The organism is Thermovirga sp. (genome assembly GCF_017656375.1).
Lineage (GTDB): Bacteria > Synergistota > Synergistia > Synergistales > Thermovirgaceae > Thermovirga.
In genome coordinates, this window is sequence record NZ_JACDOB010000001.1 from 139586 (window position 1) to 165255 (window position 25670).

The 25670-nt window shown below is 40.6% G+C and carries 26 protein-coding genes; 2 read left to right on the forward strand and 24 right to left on the reverse strand.

The genetic code is table 11. From position 1 onward, the window contains the following. The first annotated feature begins 8 nt into the window (after positions 1-8). On the forward strand, positions 9-2282 hold the full coding sequence (gene hypF, locus H0Z23_RS00740) for a carbamoyltransferase HypF (protein WP_296866813.1): 2274 nt from the start codon (positions 9-11) through the stop codon (positions 2280-2282). Between the two features lie 24 nt (positions 2283-2306). Here the strand turns inward: hypF and glpX are convergent, their stop codons facing one another. The 12 genes from glpX to prfB all read right to left on the reverse strand — a co-directional run bounded on the left by glpX (position 2307) and on the right by prfB (position 14607). Then, entirely contained in the window at positions 2307-3302 is a 996-nt protein-coding gene (gene glpX, locus H0Z23_RS00745; protein ID WP_296866816.1) for a class II fructose-bisphosphatase, read from the reverse strand. Positions 3303-3325: 23 nt separating this feature from the next. Then, a complete protein-coding gene (gene purB, locus H0Z23_RS00750; RefSeq protein ID WP_296866818.1) occupies positions 3326-4636 on the reverse strand; it encodes an adenylosuccinate lyase in 1311 nt (436 codons plus the stop codon). Position 4637: 1 nt separating this feature from the next. Further along, entirely contained in the window at positions 4638-5141 is a 504-nt protein-coding gene (locus H0Z23_RS00755; RefSeq protein ID WP_296866820.1) for a DUF4416 family protein, read from the reverse strand. Positions 5142-5183: 42 nt separating this feature from the next. Then, positions 5184-6095, reverse strand: coding sequence for a signal recognition particle-docking protein FtsY (gene ftsY, locus H0Z23_RS00760; RefSeq protein WP_296866822.1), 912 nt, complete (start codon positions 6093-6095; stop codon positions 5184-5186). Between the two features lie 28 nt (positions 6096-6123). Continuing rightward, positions 6124-7422 carry a regulatory iron-sulfur-containing complex subunit RicT gene (ricT, locus tag H0Z23_RS00765; protein WP_296866825.1) on the reverse strand — a complete coding sequence of 433 codons (1299 nt, stop codon included), beginning with the start codon at positions 7420-7422 and terminating at the stop codon, positions 6124-6126. Further along, entirely contained in the window at positions 7394-8179 is a 786-nt protein-coding gene (locus H0Z23_RS00770; RefSeq protein ID WP_296866827.1) for a DNA polymerase III subunit delta', read from the reverse strand. The genes ricT and H0Z23_RS00770 overlap by 29 nt, the downstream gene beginning before the upstream one ends. Beyond that, positions 8151-8774, reverse strand: coding sequence for a dTMP kinase (gene tmk / locus H0Z23_RS00775; RefSeq protein ID WP_296866830.1), 624 nt, complete (start codon positions 8772-8774; stop codon positions 8151-8153). The genes H0Z23_RS00770 and tmk overlap by 29 nt, the downstream gene beginning before the upstream one ends. A gap of 46 nt (positions 8775-8820) precedes the next feature. Next, a complete protein-coding gene (locus H0Z23_RS00780) occupies positions 8821-10113 on the reverse strand; it encodes an MlaD family protein (RefSeq protein ID WP_296866832.1) in 1293 nt (430 codons plus the stop codon). Then, positions 10110-10877, reverse strand: coding sequence for an ATP-binding cassette domain-containing protein (locus H0Z23_RS00785; RefSeq protein WP_296866834.1), 768 nt, complete (start codon positions 10875-10877; stop codon positions 10110-10112). The genes H0Z23_RS00780 and H0Z23_RS00785 overlap by 4 nt, the downstream gene beginning before the upstream one ends. Next, the gene (locus H0Z23_RS00790; protein ID WP_296866836.1) at positions 10874-11653 is read right to left on the reverse strand and encodes an ABC transporter permease; all 780 of its coding nucleotides are present in this window, start codon (positions 11651-11653) and stop codon (positions 10874-10876) included. The genes H0Z23_RS00785 and H0Z23_RS00790 overlap by 4 nt, the downstream gene beginning before the upstream one ends. A gap of 30 nt (positions 11654-11683) precedes the next feature. After that, the gene (locus tag H0Z23_RS00795) at positions 11684-13453 is read right to left on the reverse strand and encodes a SpoIVB peptidase S55 domain-containing protein (protein WP_296866837.1); all 1770 of its coding nucleotides are present in this window, start codon (positions 13451-13453) and stop codon (positions 11684-11686) included. Positions 13454-13487: 34 nt separating this feature from the next. Continuing rightward, positions 13488-14607, reverse strand: a protein-coding gene (prfB, locus tag H0Z23_RS00800; protein ID WP_296866839.1) for a peptide chain release factor 2 whose coding sequence is annotated in 2 segments (ribosomal slippage) — positions 13488-14534 and positions 14536-14607 — 1119 coding nt in all. Because the reading frame shifts where the segments join, the coding sequence is not laid out codon by codon here. Between the two features lie 124 nt (positions 14608-14731). Between prfB and H0Z23_RS00805 the strand changes: the two genes are divergently transcribed. After that, positions 14732-15736: a biotin--[acetyl-CoA-carboxylase] ligase gene (locus H0Z23_RS00805; RefSeq protein WP_296866842.1), complete on the forward strand. Its 1005-nt coding sequence runs from the start codon at positions 14732-14734 to the stop codon at positions 15734-15736. Between the two features lie 14 nt (positions 15737-15750). On the opposite strand, the gene H0Z23_RS00810 is transcribed toward H0Z23_RS00805, so the two are convergent. The 12 genes from H0Z23_RS00810 to fabG all read right to left on the reverse strand — a co-directional run bounded on the left by H0Z23_RS00810 (position 15751) and on the right by fabG (position 25668). Beyond that, positions 15751-16617: a hypothetical protein gene (locus H0Z23_RS00810; RefSeq protein WP_296866843.1), complete on the reverse strand. Its 867-nt coding sequence runs from the start codon at positions 16615-16617 to the stop codon at positions 15751-15753. Further along, a complete protein-coding gene (pyrE, locus tag H0Z23_RS00815; RefSeq protein WP_296866844.1) occupies positions 16617-17216 on the reverse strand; it encodes an orotate phosphoribosyltransferase in 600 nt (199 codons plus the stop codon). The genes H0Z23_RS00810 and pyrE overlap by 1 nt, the downstream gene beginning before the upstream one ends. Next, positions 17209-17913, reverse strand: coding sequence for an orotidine-5'-phosphate decarboxylase (pyrF, locus tag H0Z23_RS00820; RefSeq protein ID WP_296866846.1), 705 nt, complete (start codon positions 17911-17913; stop codon positions 17209-17211). The genes pyrE and pyrF overlap by 8 nt, the downstream gene beginning before the upstream one ends. Before the next feature lie 13 nt (positions 17914-17926). Further along, positions 17927-18865, reverse strand: a complete 939-nt coding sequence (locus H0Z23_RS00825) for a dihydroorotate dehydrogenase (RefSeq protein ID WP_296866847.1) — start codon at positions 18863-18865, stop codon at positions 17927-17929. Continuing rightward, the gene (locus tag H0Z23_RS00830; protein ID WP_296866850.1) at positions 18855-19634 is read right to left on the reverse strand and encodes an FAD-binding oxidoreductase; all 780 of its coding nucleotides are present in this window, start codon (positions 19632-19634) and stop codon (positions 18855-18857) included. The genes H0Z23_RS00825 and H0Z23_RS00830 overlap by 11 nt, the downstream gene beginning before the upstream one ends. A gap of 4 nt (positions 19635-19638) precedes the next feature. Then, positions 19639-20955, reverse strand: coding sequence for a dihydroorotase (locus H0Z23_RS00835; protein WP_296866851.1), 1317 nt, complete (start codon positions 20953-20955; stop codon positions 19639-19641). After that, the gene (locus H0Z23_RS00840) at positions 20955-21881 is read right to left on the reverse strand and encodes an aspartate carbamoyltransferase catalytic subunit (RefSeq protein WP_296866853.1); all 927 of its coding nucleotides are present in this window, start codon (positions 21879-21881) and stop codon (positions 20955-20957) included. The genes H0Z23_RS00835 and H0Z23_RS00840 overlap by 1 nt, the downstream gene beginning before the upstream one ends. Before the next feature lie 3 nt (positions 21882-21884). Further along, positions 21885-22427 carry a bifunctional pyr operon transcriptional regulator/uracil phosphoribosyltransferase PyrR gene (gene pyrR, locus H0Z23_RS00845; protein WP_296866855.1) on the reverse strand — a complete coding sequence of 181 codons (543 nt, stop codon included), beginning with the start codon at positions 22425-22427 and terminating at the stop codon, positions 21885-21887. Between the two features lie 163 nt (positions 22428-22590). Next, positions 22591-23274: a ribonuclease III gene (gene rnc / locus H0Z23_RS00850; RefSeq protein ID WP_296866856.1), complete on the reverse strand. Its 684-nt coding sequence runs from the start codon at positions 23272-23274 to the stop codon at positions 22591-22593. Between the two features lie 28 nt (positions 23275-23302). Further along, complete coding sequence (gene fabF / locus H0Z23_RS00855) at positions 23303-24547, reverse strand: beta-ketoacyl-ACP synthase II (protein WP_296866858.1); 1245 nt, start codon at positions 24545-24547, stop codon at positions 23303-23305. Positions 24548-24639: 92 nt separating this feature from the next. Next, entirely contained in the window at positions 24640-24891 is a 252-nt protein-coding gene (gene acpP, locus H0Z23_RS00860; RefSeq protein ID WP_296866860.1) for an acyl carrier protein, read from the reverse strand. Positions 24892-24921: 30 nt separating this feature from the next. Then, on the reverse strand, positions 24922-25668 hold the full coding sequence (fabG, locus tag H0Z23_RS00865) for a 3-oxoacyl-[acyl-carrier-protein] reductase (protein ID WP_296866862.1): 747 nt from the start codon (positions 25666-25668) through the stop codon (positions 24922-24924). Between the last annotated feature and the right edge of the window lie 2 nt (positions 25669-25670).

Genomic DNA, 25670 nt, shown 5'->3' on the forward strand with positions numbered 1-25670 from the left:
GTTTGTCAATGTACATAAAAGTAATTTTACTTGTAAGTGGAATAGTACAAGGAATTGGCTTTAGGCCCTTCTGTGCCAAACTGGCCCAAGAGATTGGTGTAACAGGGTCTGTCTCAAATACGTCAGAAGGTGTTTTCCTCGAAATATTTGGAACCAAAGAACAAATAGAAAGTTACCAACAAAAGCTTCTAACTGACGCTCCTCCTCTTTCATACATACAAAGCATTCAAGTAATGGAGGAAAAAGCTGTTAACTCTTTGCCCGAAAGTTTTCAAATATTGCCGAGCACTGAGAAAGTGGAAACTAAAGCTTTAATACCACCGGACATAGCCACTTGCGAAGATTGTCTGGCGGAAATGACCGACCCCTCTGACCGTCGCTTCGAGTACCCTTTTATAAACTGCACAAACTGCGGGCCTCGCTTCACGATAATTGAAAGCCTGCCCTATGACAGGCCCAAAACCACTATGGCGAAGTTCAAAATGTGTCCAGATTGTAAAAAAGAATACGAAGATTGTAATGACAGAAGATATCATGCGCAGCCGGTTGCCTGTCCACACTGTGGACCTCACGTTTGGCTTGAAAGCACAACATCTGATTCAGCTTTAGCCAAAAACAAAGATGCTATAGATAAGGCCATTCGCCTCTTAAAAGAAAACCACATAGTTGCCATTAAAGGACTTGGAGGCTTTCACCTTTCGTGTTTGCCTTCAAATGAAGCACTATCAAAATTAAGGGCCCGAAAAAAACGCCCCTACAAAGCTCTTGCACTCATGGTTAAAGACATTACCGTTGCAGAAAAACTGGTGCATCTAACTGACAAAGCTAGAAGTTTGCTCAATTCACCAAGAAAACCCATAGTAGTCTGCAGAAAGAAAGACAATAGTGAAATTAGCGAACTTGTGGCACCAAAGTTAGATACTTTAGGAGTGATGTTGCCATACACCCCATTGCATTTTCTCCTGTTAAGGGAGATCCCCATATTAGTGATGACTAGCGCAAACGTATCAGAAACTCCTATTGTGTCTTCCAACGATGAGGCCAAAAGTAAGCTTTCTGGAATTGTAGATTATTTTTTGATGCATAACAGAGATATAAGAATGAAAATTGATGATTCAGTCGTGGCATCTGCTGGTAAAAGGCATATCTTCTACAGGCGAGCAAGGGGATATGTACCACATCCTATCTTGGTCAAAAAAAATATGCCTCGCATCCTTGCAGCAGGTGCCGAAATGAAATCTACTTTTGCCATAACAATCGACAAATACATAATTCCAAGTCAGTATTTGGGTGACCTCAAATCTTTGGATACTGCAACTTATTATGAGGAAGCATTAAAACACTTTTTTAAGCTTTACAAGTTTACACCAACAGCGATCGTTAAGGATTTGCATCCTCAATACGTATCAAGTCAAATAGTAGATAAAATCGTAAAAAATGGCACCTTAGCGGAGTTTAAAGTTCAGCATCACCACGCTCACATGGTTTCCTGTATGGTAGAAAATGGAATAAATCATCCAGTCATAGGACTAATACTGGATGGTACAGGCTTAGGGACCGATGGGAATATATGGGGTGGAGAAATTCTTGTAGGAGACTTAAAAAGCTTCACTAGGAAAGGGTTCTTTCATGAAGCCTACCTACCTGGAGGCGAAAAAGCTATATTAGAGCCTTGGAGATTCGCATATTCTCTTCTTTATGAGACCTTTGGCAAAAATGAAGCAAAGCAGCTAGCAAATTTAATATGGCCCAATCGTTCCAAACTAATTCCTTTAATGGAAGGAGCTTTACGCTTTTCGCTCAAAACATCTTCATGCGGCAGACTTTTCGATGGTGTTGCCGCACTTATAGGTTTAGAAGAACTAATAACCTATGACGGTCAAGCTGCAATGGAGCTAGAAGCTATAAGCTCAGGAGCGAAAGAAGAGGCTCCCTTCTCCATAATACATACAGAAGGAAACTTAGTTTTAGATTGGAGACCAGCAATAAAATGGATAACACAAGCTAAGGATAAATTACCTATACCTAGAATTGCTGCGGCCTTTCACAAAGGACTCGCAAAAAACCTTGCAAATATGTGTTACGAGGTAGCAAGTGAAACGGGTATAAAAGAAGTTGTTTTGTCTGGAGGGGTATGGCAGAACAAAAGGCTTTTTACACTGATAATACCTTACCTTAAACAAAGAGGCTTGCGGCCCCATTGGCATACCTCCTTATCTCCTAACGATGAATCTATATCGGTCGGACAGGCTGTCATAGGAGCCGCACTTATAGCAGAATAGGTCACATTCCACACAATTAGGGCATTACTCGTAGCGAGGGCTGTAGTTAATATCGCTATAACGCTCTAGCTTTTTCAAGCTATGCACTGCATCTATGTACCTGATGGTACCACTTTTGGACCTCATCACTAAAGAGCTAGTCCTTATTTTCTCGCCTTGATAACGCACTCCTCTAAGAAGTTCTCCATCCGTTATGCCTGTAGCCGCAAAAAACACATTATCTGAGCTGACCAAGTCATCTAACTCCAATACTTTGTTGAGATCCATGCCATAATCTTTGCATTTTGAAGCCTCTTCCTGATTTCTGGGCCATAACTTACAATGCATGTTGCCTCCTACACATTTCAATGCACATGCAGTGATAACTGCTTCAGGAGATCCGCCTATACCTACTAGCATATCTATGCCACTGTCTTCCTTGCAGGTCATTAAAGCTCCAGCTATGTCCCCATCAGGTATAAGTCTTATCCTTGCTCCTACTTCTCTTATTTCCTTTATGATATGCTCATGCCTTGGCCTATCTAATACAACAACTGTTACATCTTCTACGCTTTTATTAAGAGCTGATGCCACTTTACGAATATTTTCTGCAATTGGTGCCTCTATATCTATCGCATCCGCTGATCCTGGCCCTGTAGCTATTTTATTCATATAAAAAATATGTTTTGGATTATACATGGTGCCCTTTTCAGAAATAGCCACCACACTGATAGCGTTAGGTCTGCCTAAAGAGAGGAGCCTTGTTCCGTCAATGGGATCAACAGCGATGTCTACTTCTGGCAAAGTCCCAGTGCCTAGAACCTCCCCATTGAAGAGCATAGGAGCTTTATCCTTTTCCCCTTCCCCTATGACAACAGTTCCTTTCATGTTTATCGTGTTGAGCATGTAACGCATGGCATTTACGGCTGCTGCGTCAGATGCTATTTTATCTCCTCTACCCATCCATCGACCTGCAGCCATAGCAGCAGCTTCAGTTACTCTCACCAGCTCAAGTGCCATATTCCGCTCAGGTTTACTCATACTTGGCACCTCCTTAATTAAAATTAAATATTTTTATATGATTTTTCGGCAAATCTATCAAAAATAGAATCTACATGTCTTAGATAATACCCTATATCAAAAAGGGAATCTAAAGTCTCAACAGACAGGTGACTTGTTATTCTTTCATCATTTTTGCACAATACCCTAAAATCTTCACCTGTCTTCCATGTCCTTTTTGCGTTGGACTGAATTATTTCATAGGCAGAGTTTCTATCCATTCCTGCATCTACAAGGGCTAATAGCACTCTCTGGCTAAAAATCAACCCGCATGTTATTTCTAAATTATTTTTCATATTTTTTTCAAACACATCAATACTATCAATTATTCTGAACATTGTTAAAATCATATAATGAGCTAAATTGAACCCATCAGGCCAAATAACTCTCTCGACAGAAGAATGGCTTATGTCCCTCTCATGCCACAATGCCATATTCTCCATGGCCGAAATAGCATATCCTCTTAGCAATCTTGCCATGCCACATATTCTTTCACACAGTATAGGATTTCGCTTATGTGGCATAGCAGAGGACCCCTTTTGCTTTGAAGAGAATGGCTCGGCCGCCTCAAGAACCTCCGTCCTTTGAAGATGCCTAATCTCCAATGCTATTCTCTCTAAAGTGCCTCCCAGTATGGCCAGGTTCGTCATAACTGAAGCGTGCTTATCCCGCTGGAGAATTTGTGTGGATATGGGGGCTGGCTTAAGATCCAATATGGCACAAACCCTTTTCTCTATTTCTGGGGGGCAATGGGCATACGTTCCGACCGCACCAGATATTTTCCCTACTTTTACCATTTCCCTAACTTCTTCCAATCGGATTTTATTCCTCAAAAGTTCATCAAACCAATTCAAAATTTTTAAGCCAAAAGTCATAGGTTCGGCATGTACACCGTGAGTTCTACCGATGCAGGGAATGTATTTAAACTTATTGGCCTTCTCATGAACAACATCAATCAAGGAAACTAAAGCACCAATTAAAATATCTAAGGCTCTTGAGATCAACAAAGAAGAAGCAGTATCAATTACATCACTGCTAGTAAGCCCTAGATGGATATATCTCCCCTCAGGCCCAATTTTCTCTGCAACAGACGTTACGAACGCTATGACATCGTGATGAACCTCTTTCTCTATCTCTTTAATTCTATCGATGTCAAAACCTGCCCTTTGTCGTATAATATCCATAGCCTCGAAAGGGATAACGCCTTTTTCAGTCCACGCCTCACAAACGGCCATCTCTACTTCTAACCAAGTTTTAAACTTATTCTCGTCAGACCACAATTCACTCATTTCTTTTGTCATATATCTCTCTATCAACCTATTCATCCTCCTTGTATGCTTTCATTTCTTTCAGCCAATCAGCTCTAACTATTGATAAAAAGCCATCATATAAACCGCTTCTAAAATCTGGAAAGGTATAATCAAACGGAACCCATTTTTTACCTTTATATCTCAACGTGACTTCTGCAAAAATTCCATCTCTTAAGTAAATTCTGTGAGCATGATCTTTTGTAGAAGCTAAAACTAATCTAGCTCCATTAAGATATCCAGGATCAATGTTTATCCTTCTTGATTCCCCTGACATTGCCTCTATATCACACGTAAGGATCTTCCAATCGGCTAGCTTTTCTGCAGACCTAAGTCCCACAAAAGAAAAAAATGCTTTAAATAAGTTGGGAGATATATCCTTATAATAATCTGTATATGTAAAAGGTATGCCTTTTATAGTTCTTTCTACTTTCCCAAGTTTTTTCTCCAAATTACATTTAGTCCAATCTAGCCATTCTTCGTCGGGATACAACACACCTATAATAAGTTTCACGAGATATGACATCTCAGCACACTACCTTCTCCTTTAGGATTTTTATTCCAACAGGCCACTTACAAATTCGTCTACAGAAAAAGGAACTAAATCTTCTGCGCTTTCACCCAAACCGACATATTTTATAGGTAAGTTAAGTTGCTCAGCAATCGCTAATAATATACCGCCTTTGGCGGTATTGTCATATTTTGTAAGTGTTACACCGGTAAGCGGCAAAGCTTCTCCAAAAGTCTTGGCTTGAATGAGGCCATTTTGCCCCGTAACAGCGTCCACTACTAACCAAACTTCTTTGTTCCAAGAAGGAGTTCGGTTGTAAGCTATTCTTATAATTTTGCCCAGTTCATCCATTAGATTTTTCTTGGTATGAATCCTACCTGCCGTATCAACTATCAAGAAATCCTCACCGCCCGCCTCAGCGGACTTAATCGCATCAAAAACCACAGAAGCTGGGTCACTTCCCGGTTCTCTAGCTATCACCTTAACATTTAACCTCTCACCCCAGCTTTTCAGCTGTTCTATAGCTGCGGCTCTGAAAGTATCGGCAGCTACCAATATAGGGCGCCTACCTTTCTCTCTAGCTATCTTTGCCAACTTCGCCGCAGTTGTGGTTTTCCCTGTCCCATTAACTCCTATTAAAATTATCAGCTTCTTAGCTTCATCCTCAACTATTACATCCTCTCCCATACCTTCAATTCTTTCTAGTCTTTCTTTTAACACTTCTCTTACTACATCCTTTATGTCGTTTTGTTTCTGAGTTTTCCTTGCTTTTACTCTACTTTTTACTTCTTTCAAAAGATTTTCTGCATATTCTACACCTACGTCACCCTGTATCAGCAAATCCTCCAACTCTTCCCAAAAATTTTCATCCCATACTTTACTTTTAGAAATCAGATTGGCTACACCTAGACGATTTCGCACTTTTGCTAGTTTTTCTCTTATACTGCCTAAAACCATGACTTTCACCTCTATTTAGTCTATCGCCCTATTGAGATTTATTATTCCGACCTTTAGCGTGGGGTTTTGCCACCTTTTTCTCTTTACCTTTTAATTCTTTCCTCGCACCTTTTGATTTCCCTTCTGTTCTTTTAGGTGCTTCTTGCTTGTTTTTTTTCTTTTTAGATTTTTTTCGTTTCAATTTTTGTTTATCTTTAAATTGTAAATCTTCATTAGTATCACTTTTGAGATTATTATTTTTCTCATTTAAACTTTCTTTTCCACTGCCTTCATCTTTATAACATATGCCGTTATCTACCTTGTCGTCACAAGCATAAGTTAAAAATTTATCTGTTTTGGCTTCTATTTCGGTCATTTCAGCATTTCCTTCGAACATGCCATCCATATCGCCTGTATCTAATGTTTCATCAACATCCTCCAGAATAAGCGGCTTGATTTGAAAATCAGACCAAGGTTCTCCCTTTTCAACGCATTCCCTGAAAGCTTCAAACTTATCCACGTGTACTAAAATTTCTCCTTTGCCAGGTTCTATTATTCTCACAGAATCAGAAATTATATCTACTCCAGAAATAACATATGTTGCATCCGGTCCCTTTATTTTTGAGCCTGGGTTGGGCAATTTTTCCCACAACTTGGAATAATTCTCCCGCTCATAAGCAATACAACACATTAGGCGGCCACATATTCCTGAAGTTTTGGCAGGATTTAACGAAAGATTTTGTTCCTTCACCATTCGTATGCAAATTGGCTCAAAGCTGTTGAGCCAATATCCACAACAACACGGTCTCCCGCAAGGTCCTAACCCTTTAACAACTTTAGCCTCATCTCTCACTCCGATTTGTCTTAGTTCTATTCTTGTCTTGAATTTTCTGGCCAAATCTTTGACAAATGCCCTAAAATCTATTCTTTGTTCAGAAGTAAAAAAGAAAAACAACTTTTTCCGATCCAACAAATATTCGGCCTCTACTAATTTCATCGGCAGTTTGTGATCTTTGAGTATTTCTCTGGCTTCTAATAAAACTTTTTCCTCTTCCTCTCTTTGTAAAGAACTTTCACTCAGGTCAGACCCCTCAGCTTCTCTAATATAGACTAATTCCTGAAAAGAAGGTTCGCCCCCCTTTAACTGAGGTGACTCTTCTTGTGAAGAATCGCAAAATTTTTTCTTGTACTGCTCAATTTTTTCATGGTTAGTTTCCCCTAGAATCAACGCCAGTTCTAACCCTCTGGCGCTTTCTACCACAAGATAATTACCCTTTTGGAGCTTTTTATCTATTTTTACTACTCCTAGAAACCTAGGTTTACCAAAGGACATCAGATAGAAACTCAAGACTATACCCCTCCCATAACTCTGCATAAAGTAAATCTTCCAGCATTTCCTTAGGCACATTGTACTTTTCCACTAAGACTCTTACAGCCTCCAAGTTAGCAGCTTTTCTAAATTCACCATTACCCATTAAGGCGGAAACCCAGCCAGACAGAACCAACAAAATTTCATTATTCTCCATCTTTGATGCAGATTTGAGCCACTTTAAAAAATCCTCTTTACTTTTAGGGATATTTTCAAAGGCCTTAGGCAAAGGTGATTTAAATCGGAATATATGCAACCTGCTCCTTAATGTAGGGAGTATTTTTTCTTCCTCCATTAAAAGGGCCACAACTCCTTCTCCAGGAGTCTCTTCAGTAAGTTTCAACAAGCTATTGGCGGCAGGAAGGGAAAGTTTATCGCATCCCAACAAAAAAGCTACCCTTCTATTTGAAACAACTGGGGACAAAGATATTTCCTCCCATAGGCTCATGCACTCTTTAATCCCTGGGGCCTTATCAGGGGAACCTATAACTATGAAATCAGGATGGCTTTCTCCTACCCAAGAAGTACAAGATTCGCACGAATCTCCACCAATTCTATTTTCACATAATAGATATTTCCCCAGTTCTACCGCCAGCTTTTTCTGCAAAAAACCTGGAATTATACAGGCAAAATTAGTATCTCTTATATTATGCTTGACTTCAGCCACTATGGAAATAAAAGATTCCTGAAGATAAGATTGCTCTTCTTCACTGGCAGCTACATTTTCCTTTGACATATTTTCTTAGCTCCTCCATAAGCTGCAATTGCACAAACTTTTCATCTCCATTTGCATCTATTCTTCTTATTCGTTCCGGGTTCTTCTCCCAAAGCATTCTGTAACCTTCAGCTATGCGCTTTAATAATTCCAAGTCCTGTTCAATTCTATCCATGTTTCCTCTTTTCGAAAGCCTTTTTACGGCTGTCTCAATCGATACATCAAACCAAAAAGTTAAATCAGGTTCTGGCAACTTTGCTACATTTATAATTGTCCTTACATCCTTTTCAGGCAAACATCTGCCCCATACTTGATATGCTAACGTAGAATCATTATATCTTTCTGAAATAACTATTCCGCCATTCTTCAGGATGGGAGAAATTACTCTAGCTACATGCTCACATCTGTCAGATATAAAAAGAAACAATTCTGTCCACGGATTCTCAAAGTGGCTTTTTATTATAGTGCTTCGCAAAGACGCGCCGCCAGGCCACCCTCCAGGCTCATGGGTAAGTATGACATTATCTGTCTTCCAAATACCTCTTACCATTCTTGCAATATGCTTAGCTTGCGAACTTTTTCCAGATCCATCAATTCCTTCCAACGTAATAAACATAACTTACTCAATGCCACCTTATCGTTATAAGCTTGCTTGGATTGTTTCAAAACTTGTAAAACAATCCAAGAGAATCCCTTACATCTGAATCTCTTTCTTGATGTTTAAAAAACAATCCCCAATCTTCGTCCAGAGCATATTTGCCCTCTACAGAGAAACTACCACCTGCTTCGTCCCACCATTCCGAGCTTATTACGAAATTACCCCTGGAGAAATTAGGGTTATAAGATAGTCCAAAACCAAAATAGTCATTTATAGCCCCAGAAACAAATCTCCAATTTCCATAGTCATATCCCACAACCCCTGTAAATCCGGGTTCATCACCTATATTTGCCATCCCCATAATTAAAGAGTATGGAGATCCTACCTTGCTCAAGCGAACATAAGTATCAAATATGGGATCTTTCCTATCCAAATCCTCATGTAGATATAAATCTCCTTCAAGATTTATAGATTCTATAAAAGAAAGGGTTTTATTTGCCCTATCCGCTAACTCAGACAATTTTTTCAAGTTTAAGCCGCTACCTGAGTTATTATCATTTAAACCTAAGACAAATTCTTTTATTGAAATCGCCATCTCTTGTGTAGATTCTGCAGCTTCCTTAATTTTTAGGACAGTCTGCCTTATATCTTTTCCTGCCTTTCTATCGTTATCAAAGTCCGAGACTATAAAATTCAATCTCCTAGATAACTCTTCAACATTCTTAACAAGCTTTGCAACATCCTCCTTATTCTCTTCTACCATCATATTCATATTCACAGATAACTCCTCAAAAGAGTTAGCCGCTTCTCCCACAGAACTAGCAGCATTGATAATTGCAGGTTTGGCCTCTTTTATAAAGCTATCCATATTATCTGCCGCCTGCGAAAGGTTCTCTAAAAAATTGTTTACCTTTAAAAATGTTGCTTTTATATCTCCAAGTCCTTCCTCTATATCTTCAAGTATTTCATCAAAGGACGGAGGCAAAACTCCTCTTACTCTAACTCCAGGTTGTAATAATTTTTTGGAAGTTCCCCTTATTATTTTTACCCTAGGCTCCCCTAATAACCCTCCAGTATCTATAGTAAATTTACTATCTACAGGCACTGGCACTTCCTCTTTCAGGCCCACTCTAACTAATACTCCTCTATCCAATAATTTCATTGCATTCACTTGACCAGATTCTATTCCTGAGACCAAAACTGGCGAGCCAATGTTCAACCCCATGGCATCTTCGAACACTATATCTAGCTGGTATCCACTTTCTCCAAAACGTAAACCCCCACTAAAAGACACTAACACACTGAGCAAGATTATCGCCATAAGAGCAAAAGTCCCTATTTTTATCTCTCTGGTCATAGTAATTCTCCTCCACGCACTGAAACAAGCCCCGACGAAAAACGCTTTACCGCCGTGTTGCTCGTTTCCCTCCACTCTTCACAAGTTCCACGCCAAACAACTCGTCCATTTTCCATCAAAACTAATCTGTCAGCTATGCCTAGTGCTGACACCATGTCGTGGGTTACAACTAAAACCGCTACTCCAAACTTCCTACACAAATTTACAATCAAGGCATCTATATGTCTCGCAGTCAAGGGATCCAATCCAGTTGTAGGTTCATCTAACAACAAAACCTCCGGTTCGTGAACTAAGGCTCTTGCTATCGCAACTCGCTTCCTCATGCCACCGGAAAGCTCAGAGGGGTACAAATTACTTACATTTCCTAGTTCTACATGTTTTAATATTTCCTTCGTCTTCTCTTCTATAGTTTCCCTATCCGCTATTCCTTTACAATACTTTAACGGAAATGCAATATTTTCCCCTACAGTTAAGGAGTCAAACAAAGCTCCACCTTGAAAAACCACACCTAGTCTCTTCCTAAAAGCAGTTATTTCCCTTTCATCTGTAGCAGATGTTATCTGAGCCTCAAAAAACTTAATTCGTCCCTTTTGTATCTTCTGCAGGCCAGCAACAACCCTGAGTGTCGTAGTCTTACCACACCCAGAGGGCCCTAATATACACTTCACCTCTCCCATGCTTAAAGATAAGTTTACTTCTTTTAATGCTCTCTTTTCTCCAAAAAACACTGATACTTCTTCAAGCATTACGATGGGAGTACTCAACCAGTTATCCCCCCAAACAGAAGGCTTGAAAGGATATAGTTCGTGGCTAATATCAGCATATTGCTCCACACAACGGCTCTCGTAGTAGCCACTCCTACTCCTTTAGCCCCTTGTCCTGCTCTGAACCCCTGAGTGCAAGCAGAAGTAGCTATCAAGAGTCCAAACACAGCAGCCTTAAAAATTCCCCCCCATATATCGTAGGGATCCAAAAGAACTTCCAAAGATTTCTTAAAAATATGAGAGTTTACACCATGAGATAATACATACAAAAAAGCTCCCCCTATACCTACAAAATCAGAGAAGATAGTCAAAGCTGGTAACATTATAAAACTCGCTAGCAACCTTGGTGCACCAACAAAGACCACGTCATCTAAACCGAAGGCCTTAAGGGCATCTAATTGCTCAGTGACTTTCATGGAACTTATTTCTGCAGCCATTGACGCTCCTACTCTTCCGCTAACCACCAATCCTGTAAGCACCGGTGAAAGCTCCCTCGTTATACTTAAACCTATTACGCCTCCTATATAACCAGTTGCCCCAAACTTTATAAATTGATCTATAGTTTGAACCGCAATGACCATTCCAGTAAAAGCGCTTGTGATAGCTACCATAAATACTGAGCTAACACCTATACGCTCCATTTGCTCCGAAAAATCCTGCAAACTCCAGGTCTTTGAAACTAGCCCACTTATGATTTTGAAGAAAATAATAAAAAATACGCCGAGGCTTTCAACCGTTACTATAATCTCGTGCCCCAGCCAACTGATAAACTGCAAACCTCGGCCCCCTTCCAGCAAAGCAAAAATCTAATTATTTCTTTGCTTACCTGATACCTTGACCAACTTCCTCAAAAGACCATCTACGTAATAATTGGATTTATAAACTTTCAAAAGCCCCTTTTCCATCTTTTCCTTTTTTATTTCACTTAAAAGCCTTTTATCCTGCTCCTCTGCTTTTGCTTCCCATGGGGCCCTATTGGGTGATCCATCATATCTAAGTTCTACAACAAGCTCATTATTAGCTTCCATGGAATCCAACTCACGCAAGAGTTCCTTTAAATCCGTAATGGCCCTCCAGCCTTGCAATAACGACTCCTGAGAAGGTTCTTCTATACCTCCACCCCTTACCACTACTTCGTAAGTTCCTACAGCATCTTCAGGCATATTTAATACGAATTTCTTTTCTACTGCTCTTCCTCTGAACGGACGCATTTTTACAGTTATCTCAAAAGGTTCACCTGGTTTTAAAGGCTCTTTTGGCACAGTCAACCCTTCTATGAGGAGAATTCTAGGTTCTTGCGTTACTTCTACATCAATATGAACTCCGAAAGGATTTATTTCATAATAAGGGTTTAACATGATAGCTTTAGTAATATCTATGGCCTCAGAGAACATGTCCTTTCCCAAATCCTTATCTGAATAAAAGATGTTTGATCTCCTCCAACCATCAACCAGAGATCCACCTTCTATTTCCAAGTCAACTTTTGCTGTCCCTTCCCCTTTCCTCTCCCAAATATTATCCCATAATCCAACTAAAATGTTATCAAGAAGATTACTTAAGAGAAAAGGGTCGTTAACGAATTGAAACCGTTTCTTGACAACCTTACCGGTATCTTTGTCTTTCATACTGAGGGAGAAATCAAACGCTGGAGGAATCTTTCCCAAATATCCCCCAATAGCCTGAGGCCTGTCCTGCGTTACTACACCTACAATTTCGGTGGGAGTTCCTATTTTAAAAGGGGCCTCTAGGCTCGGTATAACATCATGTATCCAAGCTTTTGCTACAGGATAATAAACGGCACCACGGTTCAAAAATGGATGAGCAAAAGCCAGGAAACGTCCGTCGGTAGATAAAGCTGTTAATGTTCCTGTAGCAGCAACGGAGACATCTCCCCAAGCTAATAGAACACTAACAGCATCTCCCGGAATGAGTTTTGCATTTAGGTTAACTGGTAAAGAAGAAACATTAAAAGAGCCTGGCAACATGGAGTAGCTGACATTTAGCTTTTGGCCTATCCCACTAGCACCACGATCACTGAGTCCATATATAGTCATGGGGGTCGACAGATTACCCGCTTTTTTAGCGTTGCTTTCTTTTTTTTCATCACTGCTTTCAATAGATATTTTAATTGGTCCCTTCAACTCGACAGCTCTATCAGGCCAGTTCCAAATTGATGCCATTTCAGATATAGGGGTCACAAGCCCTTTGTTATGCTCGCTGAAGTGCCAACCATACCCTATAGCGCCAACAAGTTTGCCGTTTATGAAAACAGGACTTCCACTCATCCCTGCCGCAATTCCCCCTGTTTTCTCTATGACTGGGCCATAGGCTTGAATTAATATCAATTTGTGCGGCAAATCAGCTGATGGTAGCACGCTTAAAACTTTCACAGGAAATGCAACTACCTTTTGACCTTTAATGACCGTGTAGGCAACTCCTTCCATGCCTGCCTTAATATCTTCAACGGGCATTACTGGAACCTTTGAGTTGAATATTTTTGGCTGTGCAAAGGATGGTGACGAACAAAAGATAATAAGCAGCAGAGAGATCAAGATCCTTAATAGAAACCTATCCATACTCTTTTCCTCCGTAAATAAGATAAAAAACAAACTAGTCTTCTTTCACTTTGTTGCTTCTCTTTCGCCTTTTCAACTCTGCGAAAATAAAATCATCTAAATCCCCATCTATTACAGCTTGAATATTGCCCTTTTCCAGCCCGGTACGATGGTCTTTTACCAAAGTGTAAGGGTGAAAAACATAGGAACGTATTTGGCTCCCCCAACCTATCTCCTTTTTCTCTCCTTGGATTTGTTCGAGCTGTTCCTGTCTTTCCTGCAACATCCGTTCATACAAACGGCTCTTCAACACTTTCATTGCCACTTGCCTATTCATGTGCTGAGATCTCTCATTCTGGCAGCTAACCACTATCCCTGTAGGTATATGAGTTATTCTAACCGCAGAATCTGTCATATTAACATATTGTCCTCCCGCTCCCCCGGCCCTAAAGGTATCTATTTTTAAATCTTCAGGGTTGATATTAATCTCCACGTCCTCCGGGAGCTCTGGAGAAACGTTAATTGAAGCAAAACTAGTATGTCTTCTTTTTGCCGTGTCAAAAGGTGAAATCCTTACAAGCCTATGGACACCTCTCTCGCATTTCAGGAATCCATAAGCAAAGGAGCCAAAAACATGAAAGGTTACAGATTTTATCCCTGCTTCCTCACCTTGAGATATTTCAAGGATTTTAGTTTTAAATCCCTTGTTTTCAGACCATCTAAGGTACATTCTATAAAGGATTTCTGCCCAATCTTGAGAATCAAGCCCACCTGCTCCAGGATGAATGCTAACTATTGCATTAGAATCATCATATTCCTCGTCAAGCAACAGCATAACCTGTTCCTCGTCTATCCTCTTGTTAAGCTTTTCTGCTCTTTCGTAAAACTCTCTCTCTAAAGCTTCATCTTGTTCCATTGTCAATAACTCAGCTATGGTCTCCAAATCCTTGAACTCATTCATCATCTCTTGCCATTTGTTATAACGATCCTGGAGCAAAGCCAACTTTTTAGTTAGTTCCTGAGCATCATCTCTGTCCCAGAATCCTTGTTCTGTTGTTTTATCGGTAATTTTTTCTATTTCTGCTTTCAACGAATTCGGGTCAAAGGCTGTCCTGCAGCTCTATTACCGAAGAGCGCAGTTCCTCCAATATTGTAGATATAGGCAGCAGTGTCATTTGAACTCCTCCTTAACTAACCCTTTCATTATATAATGTGTCTTGTTCTTATGTGACTTTTGCTATTAATGGACTATCATTATATCATCACTCACAGAGGAAGGATGAATTAGGAGGCCGCAAAATGCTTAAATCTAACACGACGAAAAAAAAGGTATTAAAGATTCTTCTAGAAAGAGAAGGCGATATAGTTTCTGGCTCAGAATTGAGCTCTTTATTGAAAGTATCAAGACAAACTATATGGAAAGCCATAGAATCTTTAAGGGAAGAAGGGTTTTACATCGAGTCAATACCTCATCAAGGATATAGATTGTTGAACAAAAGCAGTGCCGACCTTAGCCCCACCTGGATAGAGCTTTCCCTTGACGATATATCATGGGGACATCCTGTTTTGTACTGGGATTCTTTAGATTCCACTCAAGAACCTGCCAAATCCCTAGCACGCCAGGGAGCAAATGAAGGAATTGTTATCCTAGCAGGAGAACAAAAAGCAGGCAGAGGAAGACTTGGACGAGAATGGCTATCGCCTGAAGAAGGGAGTATAAGCCTTTCCGTGATATCTCGCCCTAATATAGACCCCAGTTTTTTGCAGCTTTTGAGTTTATCAACGGCTATAGCAGCACACGACTGCTTAGAGGAACTATTCAATATAGATCTTGAACTTAAATGGCCCAACGATATTTTATGGAAAGGAGCTAAGATTTGCGGAATCTTGATTGAAGCTTCGAGCGAACCTGGCAAAGTACACTATGCCATCATAGGAATAGGTTTAAATGCCAACCTAAATCCAAAAACCTTAAGTGCAGTAAATAAACCGGCTACATCTCTTAAGGCCATACTGGGACGCAAGGTTCATAGAGGAGAAATAGTAGCAGCATTGGTAAGACAACTTCAGAAAAAAATTAATAACTTGGAAAAACCAGAAGGAATTACGGAATGTATAAGAAAGTACTCAAAGTTGTGTTCGACTTTGGGAATGCAAGTAAAAATAGAACAAGACAATCAAGTTATTAAGGGTATTGCAGAAGGCATTTCACCACTGGGTAACCTCATAGTGAGGTCTGAAAAAGGAACGCTGATGTCTTTCTCCGCTGCCGACGTAACTCATTTGAAAGCCACAAAACCTTAACTACTAACTTGCTTTCAAGATGTTGCCAAACGAAAGGCATTCCATACTGATAAGTTGAGTTCATACAGGTAAACAAAAAAGTCCTGATTTTCGGAAGGATAGCCAAATTTTACCTTAAGAGGCACTTTCTTAAGTACAGAGAGTATCTCTTTGGGTAAGTTGGAGCTGTATACTATTATACCTTTTCGCGCCTTAATAGATAAAATCCTTTTAGTTAATTCTTCTAAAGTTATCTTGCTTGTCTTTTTATTATACCCATTAGTACACTCAAAAAACTGCCTGCTTTTGCCACTAACAGCCTTGAACCATCCCCCTAAGTAATCCGTAAAATCGTAAATCTCCACGTCCCACAAAAGTTGTCGACCAACTCTCACAACACTGTCCAAGCGAGTCTGAAATTCGGCCAATCTTCTTTGGTAATATGAATAATGTTCAGTATCAATAGCAGAGATGGAACGCATTGCACCTAAAGCAACGAAAGGAAGCACAGAAGGATCCAAGAAATAACAATCATTATCTAGGCCAGAAGGCTTATTTTCATATATTGGAACTATTCTACTGTGCTTAACTGATATGCCCAATTTTTTACTTTTTTCCTGCCCCCTATAAAGAACAAAGACATAAGAACCTCTTGGGACATTTGACACTTTTACTATATCCCCATTTTCATCCCAAAAAGAAACAGGGTGCACATCACAGTACACCCCTCCTATAAATTTTACTATGACATACAGCCAAGGATCAGAAACCCATATCTGGGTCCTATGCTCCTCAGCAAGAACCTTAGTAGAGAAAATCGTTAGGCAAAAAACTATCATGAAGAAAACATTAAATAATCGCATGTTTTTAAATTTAATTTTTTGAAAGACGCTTTTTAACACTAAGACCTACTCCCCGGTTTAACTAGTGGAATAGAAGAATTCTTGCACAAAGGGCAGTCCTCTGGCGAATACACCGGAAAATCAACTTGCCACAATGAAATGGGGGTTGGGAGATCATGAAGTTTTCCTGAGCTTCTGTCAACTATGCAAGCAACTCCCCCTAGCTCCGCCTCACTTTTAAGCTTTACGGCCTCAATGGTCTCAAGAGTAGATTTACCTGTAGTTATCACATCTTCAACCACTATATATTTGCCTTCTATGGGCGGCTCGAATCTTCTCATTTTCATTATGCCACCTTCCCTCTCACAGAACAAGAAAGGCACATCTAAAGCTTTAGCCACCTCATGTCCTATAATTAATCCACCGAGAGCAGGAGACACAACAAAATCAGGTTTAACAAGCTTTTGTACCTTCTCTGCTATGAGTTTACCTGCAAACTCGGCATTTTTAGGGAATCTCAAAAAAAGGGCGCACTGCAAATAATATGGGCTATGTAACCCTGAAGAAAGCAAAAAGTGTCCCTCAAGCAAAGCTTTTGAATCCCTCATAAGCTTTGCTATGTATTGGGAATCCATTCTATCCTTTGGCGTTTTACTCATTTTCTAAATCCTCCAATATATTATCTATAACCTTATCTGGGTTATCCGAGTTTAAAACAGGTCTTCCCACCACAATATAATCAGCTCCACTTCTTGCTGCCTCAGCTGGAGTTGCCACTCTTTTTTGGTCATCTTTAGATAAAAAGTCTTTTGGCCGAATTCCGGGAACAACTTTTAACAACCCCCCATATTCTTCTTCATTGAATAACTTTAAATCTTTTGCTGAACAAACTACACCATCCATTCCTGCCACCAATGCAGCTTTGGCTCTAATTTTAAGGCATTCGCCCATGGAGCTTCCAGGGTTTACATCTTTCCATACAAGTTCATCCATGCTTGTTAAAACAGTCACTCCAAACAGAAGTGGTTTCTCACAAGAACCTCGAGCATTGAATGCCGCTTCCATCATATTCTTGCCGCCTGCAGTATGCACTGTAAGAGCCCATAAACCTAATTCTGAAGCAGCTTCGACTGCACCCTTTACAGTATTGGGGATATCATGAAGTTTTACGTCCAAAAAAATCTCCCATCCACCCTCTATTATAGAGCTTAAAAAATCCTTCCCACCTTTAATAAACAATCTAGGTCCAATCTTTATATATTTCAGCTTGCTACAATGCATGGAAAGAAATTTTTTTGCTTCCTCCGGTGAATCCAAATCTAATGCCAAGATAAGCTCTGTTTTCTTCCCTTTCAAAAAGACTACCCCCTTATCCCCTTATATTATGATTCTTTTTAGCAAGACCTACCAATTGCTTCACGCTATCTATTTCATTTTCTTCCATATATCCTTCTATTCCCCCACAAATTTTATTGATAACTTCAAAATCCCTCAAAAGGCCAGTTCCAATTTGAATAGCTGAAGCACCTGCCATAAGCATACCTAAAGCGCTTTCAGTATCTGTTATTCCGCCACACCCTATAACAGGGATTTTCACTACATTTGTTGCCTCCCAAACCAATCTTAGAGAAAGAGGCAATATCGCAGGACCCGATAGCCCTGCAAAAATGCGTTCAAATACTGGTTTCTTCTTTTTTATGTCTATAGCGAGACCCAACCAAGTATTAGCCACTACAATAGCGTCTGCACCACAGTTTTCAGCCACAATAGCGCTATCATAAATGTCAGGAACATTAGGGGATAGCTTTACCCATATATCTCCCTTCCATTTGGCTCTTGCCTTCTTGAGCACCATTTCAAGAGACATCAAATCTACCGCCCATGCCATACCTCCTCCAGACACATTGGGACAAGAAACATTGATTTCAACTGTCCCATCAAATCCAGAAGATGACAATTTGTCCAATAGTAAATCTAGCTCATCTTCCCTATGAAAAGCTAAGTTGAAAATTAATGGGCAGCCGCAATTTTTTAGCATTTGAAACTCATTTTTTAAAAAGGACTCCAATCCAGGGTTTTGCAAGCCTATGCTATTTAATAACCCACAAGGTGTCTCCCACAACCTAATGCCCTTATTCCCTTCTTTGGGTGAAAAAGTCAATCCTTTGGTACAGATTGCTCCTACCTTATCCACAATTCCCGATGGCCATCTTTCTGGCTCCATCGGCCATACCCCAGAAGCAATTATTATTGGAGAGCGCAGCATCAACTTACCTATACTTACACCAAGAATATCGCTAAAGCTCATTCCAGCTCACCTCCGCCCACTTAAAGACCGGACCATCTGCACACACTCTCCTTGGGCCCCACTTGGTAGGTATGGTGCAGCCCAAACATCCGCCTATGCCACAAGCCATTCGAGCTTCTAGGCTGACATAAATTTGGTTTTCCTTTACGGCATCTATAGCAGTCCCTAAAGCTTTAAGCATTCCTATAGGACCACAAGCCCAAATTTCGTCACCTTCCCCAATCTCCCCTTTTTCAAAAAGAGTCAGTGGTGTACCTTTTCTTCCAATGCTGCCATCGTCAGAAAAAATCTCCAAATCTAAGTTGCTAAAAATGTCGCTTTCGCAAAAATCATCCCAGCCTGCTCCAGGCACTCCAAGAATCAATTTTACGGGCAGTTTTTTTTCATAATTCATATAAGAGAAAACCATGGGAGCTATGCCTACAGCCCCCCCTATAAGGATCAGTCTTTGACCTGCTGGATCGGGAAAAGAATTCCCACAAGGGCCTCTCAATTTCACTTTAGCCCCTTCCATGCACGATCTTATAATTTGGGTACCTTTACCCACCACTTTTATAAGAAAATCTAAAGAGCCATCTTCGTGTGCCAAAACAGGAGCAAACGGCCTAAAAAGGAGGGGATCAAGCCCCTCCCACGACTTCAACAAGAAAAATTGTCCAGGGTTAGGCTGTTTTATTCTTTCTTCTGGTAAAACTCTAAGCATAAACAGCTCATCGCTGAACGCCGTTTTTTTAAGGACTATAGCACTAAAATCTTTGATATTGCCCATGTTGTTAACATCTCCTATCTGTATCGCAGAACAAAACTTTCCCTTCAAGAAAAGTCATAACTGGCCAACCCTTCAAAGATGCATCTTCCCATGGAGTCAAACGAGCCTTGCTAGCCCATTCTTCAACTTTGACTTGTTTGTTTTTATCCAAATCTAATACTGTCAAATCTGCAGGAGCTCCCTCCTTTATTACGCCCAAATCCGACCATTGCCTTGGCAAAAGCCCTGCAGGATTACTTGTCCATAAGGATAGAAGCCTTTCCAAGGGACAAATTTTACCTCGACTGGACCATTCATTGAGGACTGCCGCTATCGCGCATTCCAAAGAAGCAATTCCGAATGCCGCTTCTTGAAAAGGTAAGTCTTTCTCGTCCATGTGATAAGGAGCATGATCTGTAGCGATAGCATCTACCACTCCATCAGCTATAGCCTGCCATAGGGCTTCCACATCTTCCTTATTTCTAAGTGGCGGGTTTACCTTATAAGTTGCATCAAATCCGCTTTTTACTACCATGGTTTCATCCAAAGTAAGATGATGCGGAGTCACATCACATGTTATTGGCAGCCCCTCACTTTTAGCTCTCTTTATCTCCTCAATTCCCTCTTTCGTGCTCACATGGGTAAAATGAATTGCCCCGCCAGTTTCTTTGGCCAACGCAACACATTTTTTAATATCAACAACCTCTGAAGATGGGGGATTTCCTTTTAAGCCCGAGATAGAGGAACACCAGCCATAATTTACTTGCCCACCTTTGGAAAGTTCATTATCTTCAGGATGTTCCATTATACGAACATCTAGATGACTGCTATATAAAAGGGCTTTTTGAAGTAAACTGCTATTTTTTACGGGAGACCCATCATCGGTAAAAAACACAGCTCCTTCTTCCACCATCTTCCCCATCTCGGCCATAACACAGCCTTCTCTATTTTTACTCACTGTACCTGCGGGTAAAACCCTTGCCCCACCGCTGGATCTTCCTTTTTCGATTACGTACCGAACCAAAAAGGGGTTATCCACTGGGGGATCAGTGTTAGGCATGGCAACAATGGTGGTATAACCTCCCCTAGCTGCTGCTCTAGCTCCTGATAAAATGTCCTCTCTCCACTCCTGTCCAGGATCTCTCAAGTGTGCATGAATATCTATAAAACCGGGGCACACAATAAGCCCTTTGAGATTGTAAATCTTTAGATTTTCCGAAACAGAGGGCTTTTCCGCTGCTATCTTTGCTATTTTTCCATCCTCTATTAAAATATGCTTTTCTCCATCAAGAAGCTCTTTCCCGTCATACACTTTGCAATTTGTGAGTAAAATACTTTCCATCACCTTGCACCTCCAAGACATAGATACAACAAAGCCATCCTGACAGCTACTCCACTTCTAACTTGTTCGAGGATGACACTTTGCGGCCCATCTGCTACCAAACTGTCTATTTCAACTCTTCGATTAATGGGCCCAGGATGCATGATGAGGGCATCTTTTTCTGCCAGAGAAATTAACTCTTCATCAGCACCAAAAAGCTTGAAATATTCATCTAGTGAAGGGAAAAGCCCTTGTTCTTGTCTTTCCCTCTGTATCCTCAGAAGATACACTATGTTAGCTCCCTTCACAGCTTCCCTGGGATCTTTAAAATACCTCACTCCGTAATAATCTAATTCTGGCGGCATAAGGGTTTTTGGACCTGAAACAACTACATCGCATCCCATGGTTCTGAACCCAATCATGTTGCTCCGAGCAACTCTGCTATGAACTATATCCCCTACTATGGCTATTCTTAATCCTTCTAAAGAACTATAGTGTTTCGAAGCAGTGTAAATATCTAAAAGAGCTTGCGTGGGATGAGCATGCGCTCCGTCTCCCGCGTTGAAAACAGCTGCGTGCTTGAGTTTTCTCTGTAAATATGAGGCAGCCCCTACTGCTCCATGCCTTACTACTATTGCATCGGCACCCATCGATTCCAAGGTCCAAGCCGTATCTCGCAAAGTCTCACCCTTTGCCGTACTAGATCCAGAAGCAGACCAATTTACTACGTCTGCGCTGAGCATTTTTTCCGCTAATTCAAAAGAGACTCTTGTTCTAGTAGACGGTTCGAAAAAAAGATTTACTATCAACTTACCTCGAAGGGCAGGAACTTTCTTAATGGGCCTATTTAACAAATCTTCCATATTGCCAGCTTGATCTATCAAATGCAGTATCTCCTCTTTTTCCCAGCAGTCAAGATCAATGAGATTCTTATGTTTCCATTCCATTACTTACTCCCCCCGTTCGCAGATAACTACCTCATCCACTCCATCTAACTCCACTACTCTTACTTCCACTATTTCATTCTTGGAAGTAGGAATTTTTTTCCCTACAAAATCAGGATGGATAGGCAACTCTCTATGACCTCTATCTATAAGCACACAAAGTTGAACCGACGAAGGCCTTCCAAGGTCCATTAGCGCATCCAACGCTGCCCGAACCGTTCTGCCAGTGTATAAAACATCATCAACTAAGATCACATTTTTACCGGTTATATCCACGGGTATACCTGTACTATGAACTACGGGTTGATCATGTAAAAGTGAAAGATCATCTCTATATAAAGTAATATCTAAAACCCCTGTTATAACCTTTTCTTGCTCCATCTCTCTCATATACTGTTTCAACCTATTAGCCAGGTAATTCCCTCTTCTCTGTATACCGACAAGTAAGCTATTGCTCATTCCCTTGTTTTTCTCCAATATTTCCAATGCTAATCGCTTCAAGACTCTTTCCATTTCATCATCACTCATAATTTTTGCCTTTTCCTTCATTTCTCGCACCTCCCATAAAAAACAGGGGACAGAACTCCAATGTTGTCTGCCCCCTGTTCTAAAACTATTTCGGATATTTTATTTAAATTGAAAGTAATACTTAACATCGGTAGACTCCCCTCATTTTCAATTTTCTAAGAGGATTCTACCAAAAAAAATTATTTTATGCAAACGGTTGCATATTATTTAAGGCAGCTTTTGCTGCTCTTTTTTTGGCTTCCTTTATAGTCTTACCTTCTCCTACTCCAACAACCTCTCCATTTAACAGGACTCTGACTTTATGCAACGGGTCATGAGGCGGTCCTTTTGTTTCAATAAGCTCATAAGTAATTTCTCCCTTATCTGAGAACAACTTCTGCAACTTGCCGTTAATGTCATAAACTTTTTGTTCTAAAGTCAGAGCCTTTCTTTCGCAATAACTTTTAATAAGCTTATATGCGACCTCATATCCACTGTCTAAAAAATAAGCTCCTATTATAGCCTCCATCGCATCAGATAGGATAGAGCTGTTCTTTCTGCCACCTTCTTTTTCCAGGCCTTTACCTAAACATAACAGTTTGTCCAATCCAACTTCTAAAGCCCATTCGGATAAAGACTTCTCACATACCAGGGCGGCCTTCTTACAAGACATCTGTCCTTCATCATCATCAGGAAAAGACTCGTACAAAAAGGAAGAAACAACCAGTCCTATTACTGCATCGCCCAAAAACTCCAACCTCTCGTTGGAGATTCCAAGGCCTTTTTCATTAGAATAGGACATATGGCATAGGGCCTCTTCAAAAAGGGCCCTATTCTTGAGTGGATATCCAAAAATTGACTCTATTTTTTCAAAACTATCTTTTTCCATGTATTTTGCTTGATAAATTTCCTTTAAATTACTTTTTATACCTCTCCACAGCCAAAACAGCATTATGGCCGCCAAATCCAAAACTATTCACAAGTAATTTGTCCACCGATTTTTCCAAAGGCTTTCCATGAGGAACTATGTTTATTGCGGAACATTCAGGATCAATGTTGACACAATTTACTGTGGGATGAATCACCCCTTCTACAATAGATTGTAAAGCAGCTATAAGCTCCAAAGCCCCAGCAGCCCCAAGACAATGGCCTATCATAGACTTAGTAGAGTTGACAAGAACATCTTTTGCGTGATCACCAAAAGCATTGGCTATTGCTTGAGCTTCCATTTTATCGTTCAGAGGCGTAGAAGTGCCATGAGCATTAATTAACTCAACTTCTCCTTTTTCCCATCCTGCCATCTCAACCGCTTGAGACATGGCTCTAGCTGGAGTAATCGCTTCTGGGTCAGGTGCAGTTATGTGATAAGCATCACAATTAGAGCCAAAACCTCTTACTTCAGCGTAAATTTTTGCTCCTCGTTTTATAGCGTGTTCCAACTCTTCAAAGACAAGAATCCCTGCACCTTCGCCCATGACAAATCCATCCCTATCAACGTCGAAAGGCCTGGAAGCTTTAGCAGGGTCATCATTTCTGGTCGATAGAGCTTTCATGGCACCAAAGCCCGCCACGGCAACAGGCGTAATAGCCGCCTCAGCTCCACCGGCTATAATAATATCAGCTTCTCCTCTTCTAATAGCATGAAATGCCTCGCCCATGGTATGAGTTGCCGTCGCACAAGCCGTTACTACGCATATATTTGGACCTTTTGCTTTATATCGCATTGCCACATAAGCAGCAGGCATATTACTTAACATCATAGGAACGCAAAAAGGGCTAACCCTCGATGGCCCCTTCTCTAGTAAAACCTTTATTCCTTCATAGTTAGTTGAAATACCCCCTTCACCGCTACCTATATACACACCAACTCTATAGGGGTCAAAATTAGAGAAGTCTAAAGAAGCATCTTTTATGGCTAAATCTGATGCAGCCACCGCGAACTGAATTACCCTATCTGCTCGCCTAGCTTCCTTCCTGTCCATCCAATCTTCAGGTTTAAAATCCTTAACTTGTGCTGCTATACGAACATCATAACCTGTCGGATCGAATAAAGTGATCTCTCCTACTCCATTACGCCCTTCCTTAAGAGCATCCCAGTAGTTTCTAACACCTGTCGCTATAGGGCTCACTACACCTGCGCCAGTGATTACGACTCTCTTCACGCCGATTCACTCCTTTATCTTCCCGGGGATTTAAAAAAGCCCAGGTAAGGCACAGGGGAATAAATCCCTGTGCCTTTTATTATTAGAGGATACTATTCATCAACACCAAGCTTATTTTTGATGTACTCCATTGCTTCTCCAACTGTCGTTAATTTCTCTGCATCCTCATCGGGAATCTCTATATCGAACTCCTCTTCGATCCCCATTATCAATTCCACGATATCCAGAGAATCTGCACCAAGATCTTCAACAAAGGATGCCTCTGGTTTTATCTGGTCTTCTTCAACATCCAACCTATCCATAACTATCTCTTTCAAACGAGCTGTTATCTCTTCCATTCTCATTTCCACTTCACCTCCTTCCAAGGAACGTATCTATACCATAGTCATTCCGCCATCTACTGCTATTACCTGTCCTGTAATGTAAGATGCGTAATCCGTACACAAAAATCTAACCAGATTGGCCACATCTTCAGTTTTACCAAATCTACCTGCTGGTATTTGTGCTAGCATCCCGTTTTTGATCTCCTCTGGCAACACCGCTGTCATATCGGTCTCAATGAAACCTGGAGCAATAGCGTTAACCGTTATTCCTCTACTGGCCAACTCCCTTGCTGAGCTTTTTGTGAAGCCAATAATTCCCGCTTTGGCCGCAGCATAATTTGCCTGTCCCTTGTTACCGATTAAACCTATAACTGAGGACACATTGACTATTCTTCCCCATTTTGTTTTGAGCATTGGCCTTATAGCTCGCTTAGTGGTAAAGAAAACAGAATAAAGATCCGCCTTAATAACATCATCCCACTCTTCATTCTTCATGCGCATAAGTAAATTATCCTTGGTTATACCAGCGTTGTTAACTAAAACCTGCACTACACCAAGAGTCTTTTCAACGTTGATAAACATCTCTTCCACTTCATCAGCGTTGGATACATCTGCTTTTACCGCTATAGCCTCGACTTTCTTTTGTCTTAGGGTCTCTACAACTTCTTCAGCATATTTAGCGTTACTTCTATAATTAACCGCTATCTTAAATCCCTCTTCACCCAAGGCTAACGCTATAGCCTTACCTATACCTCTACTAGCTCCAGTTACTAAGGCAACTTTTTCTTGAGTTCCCATAA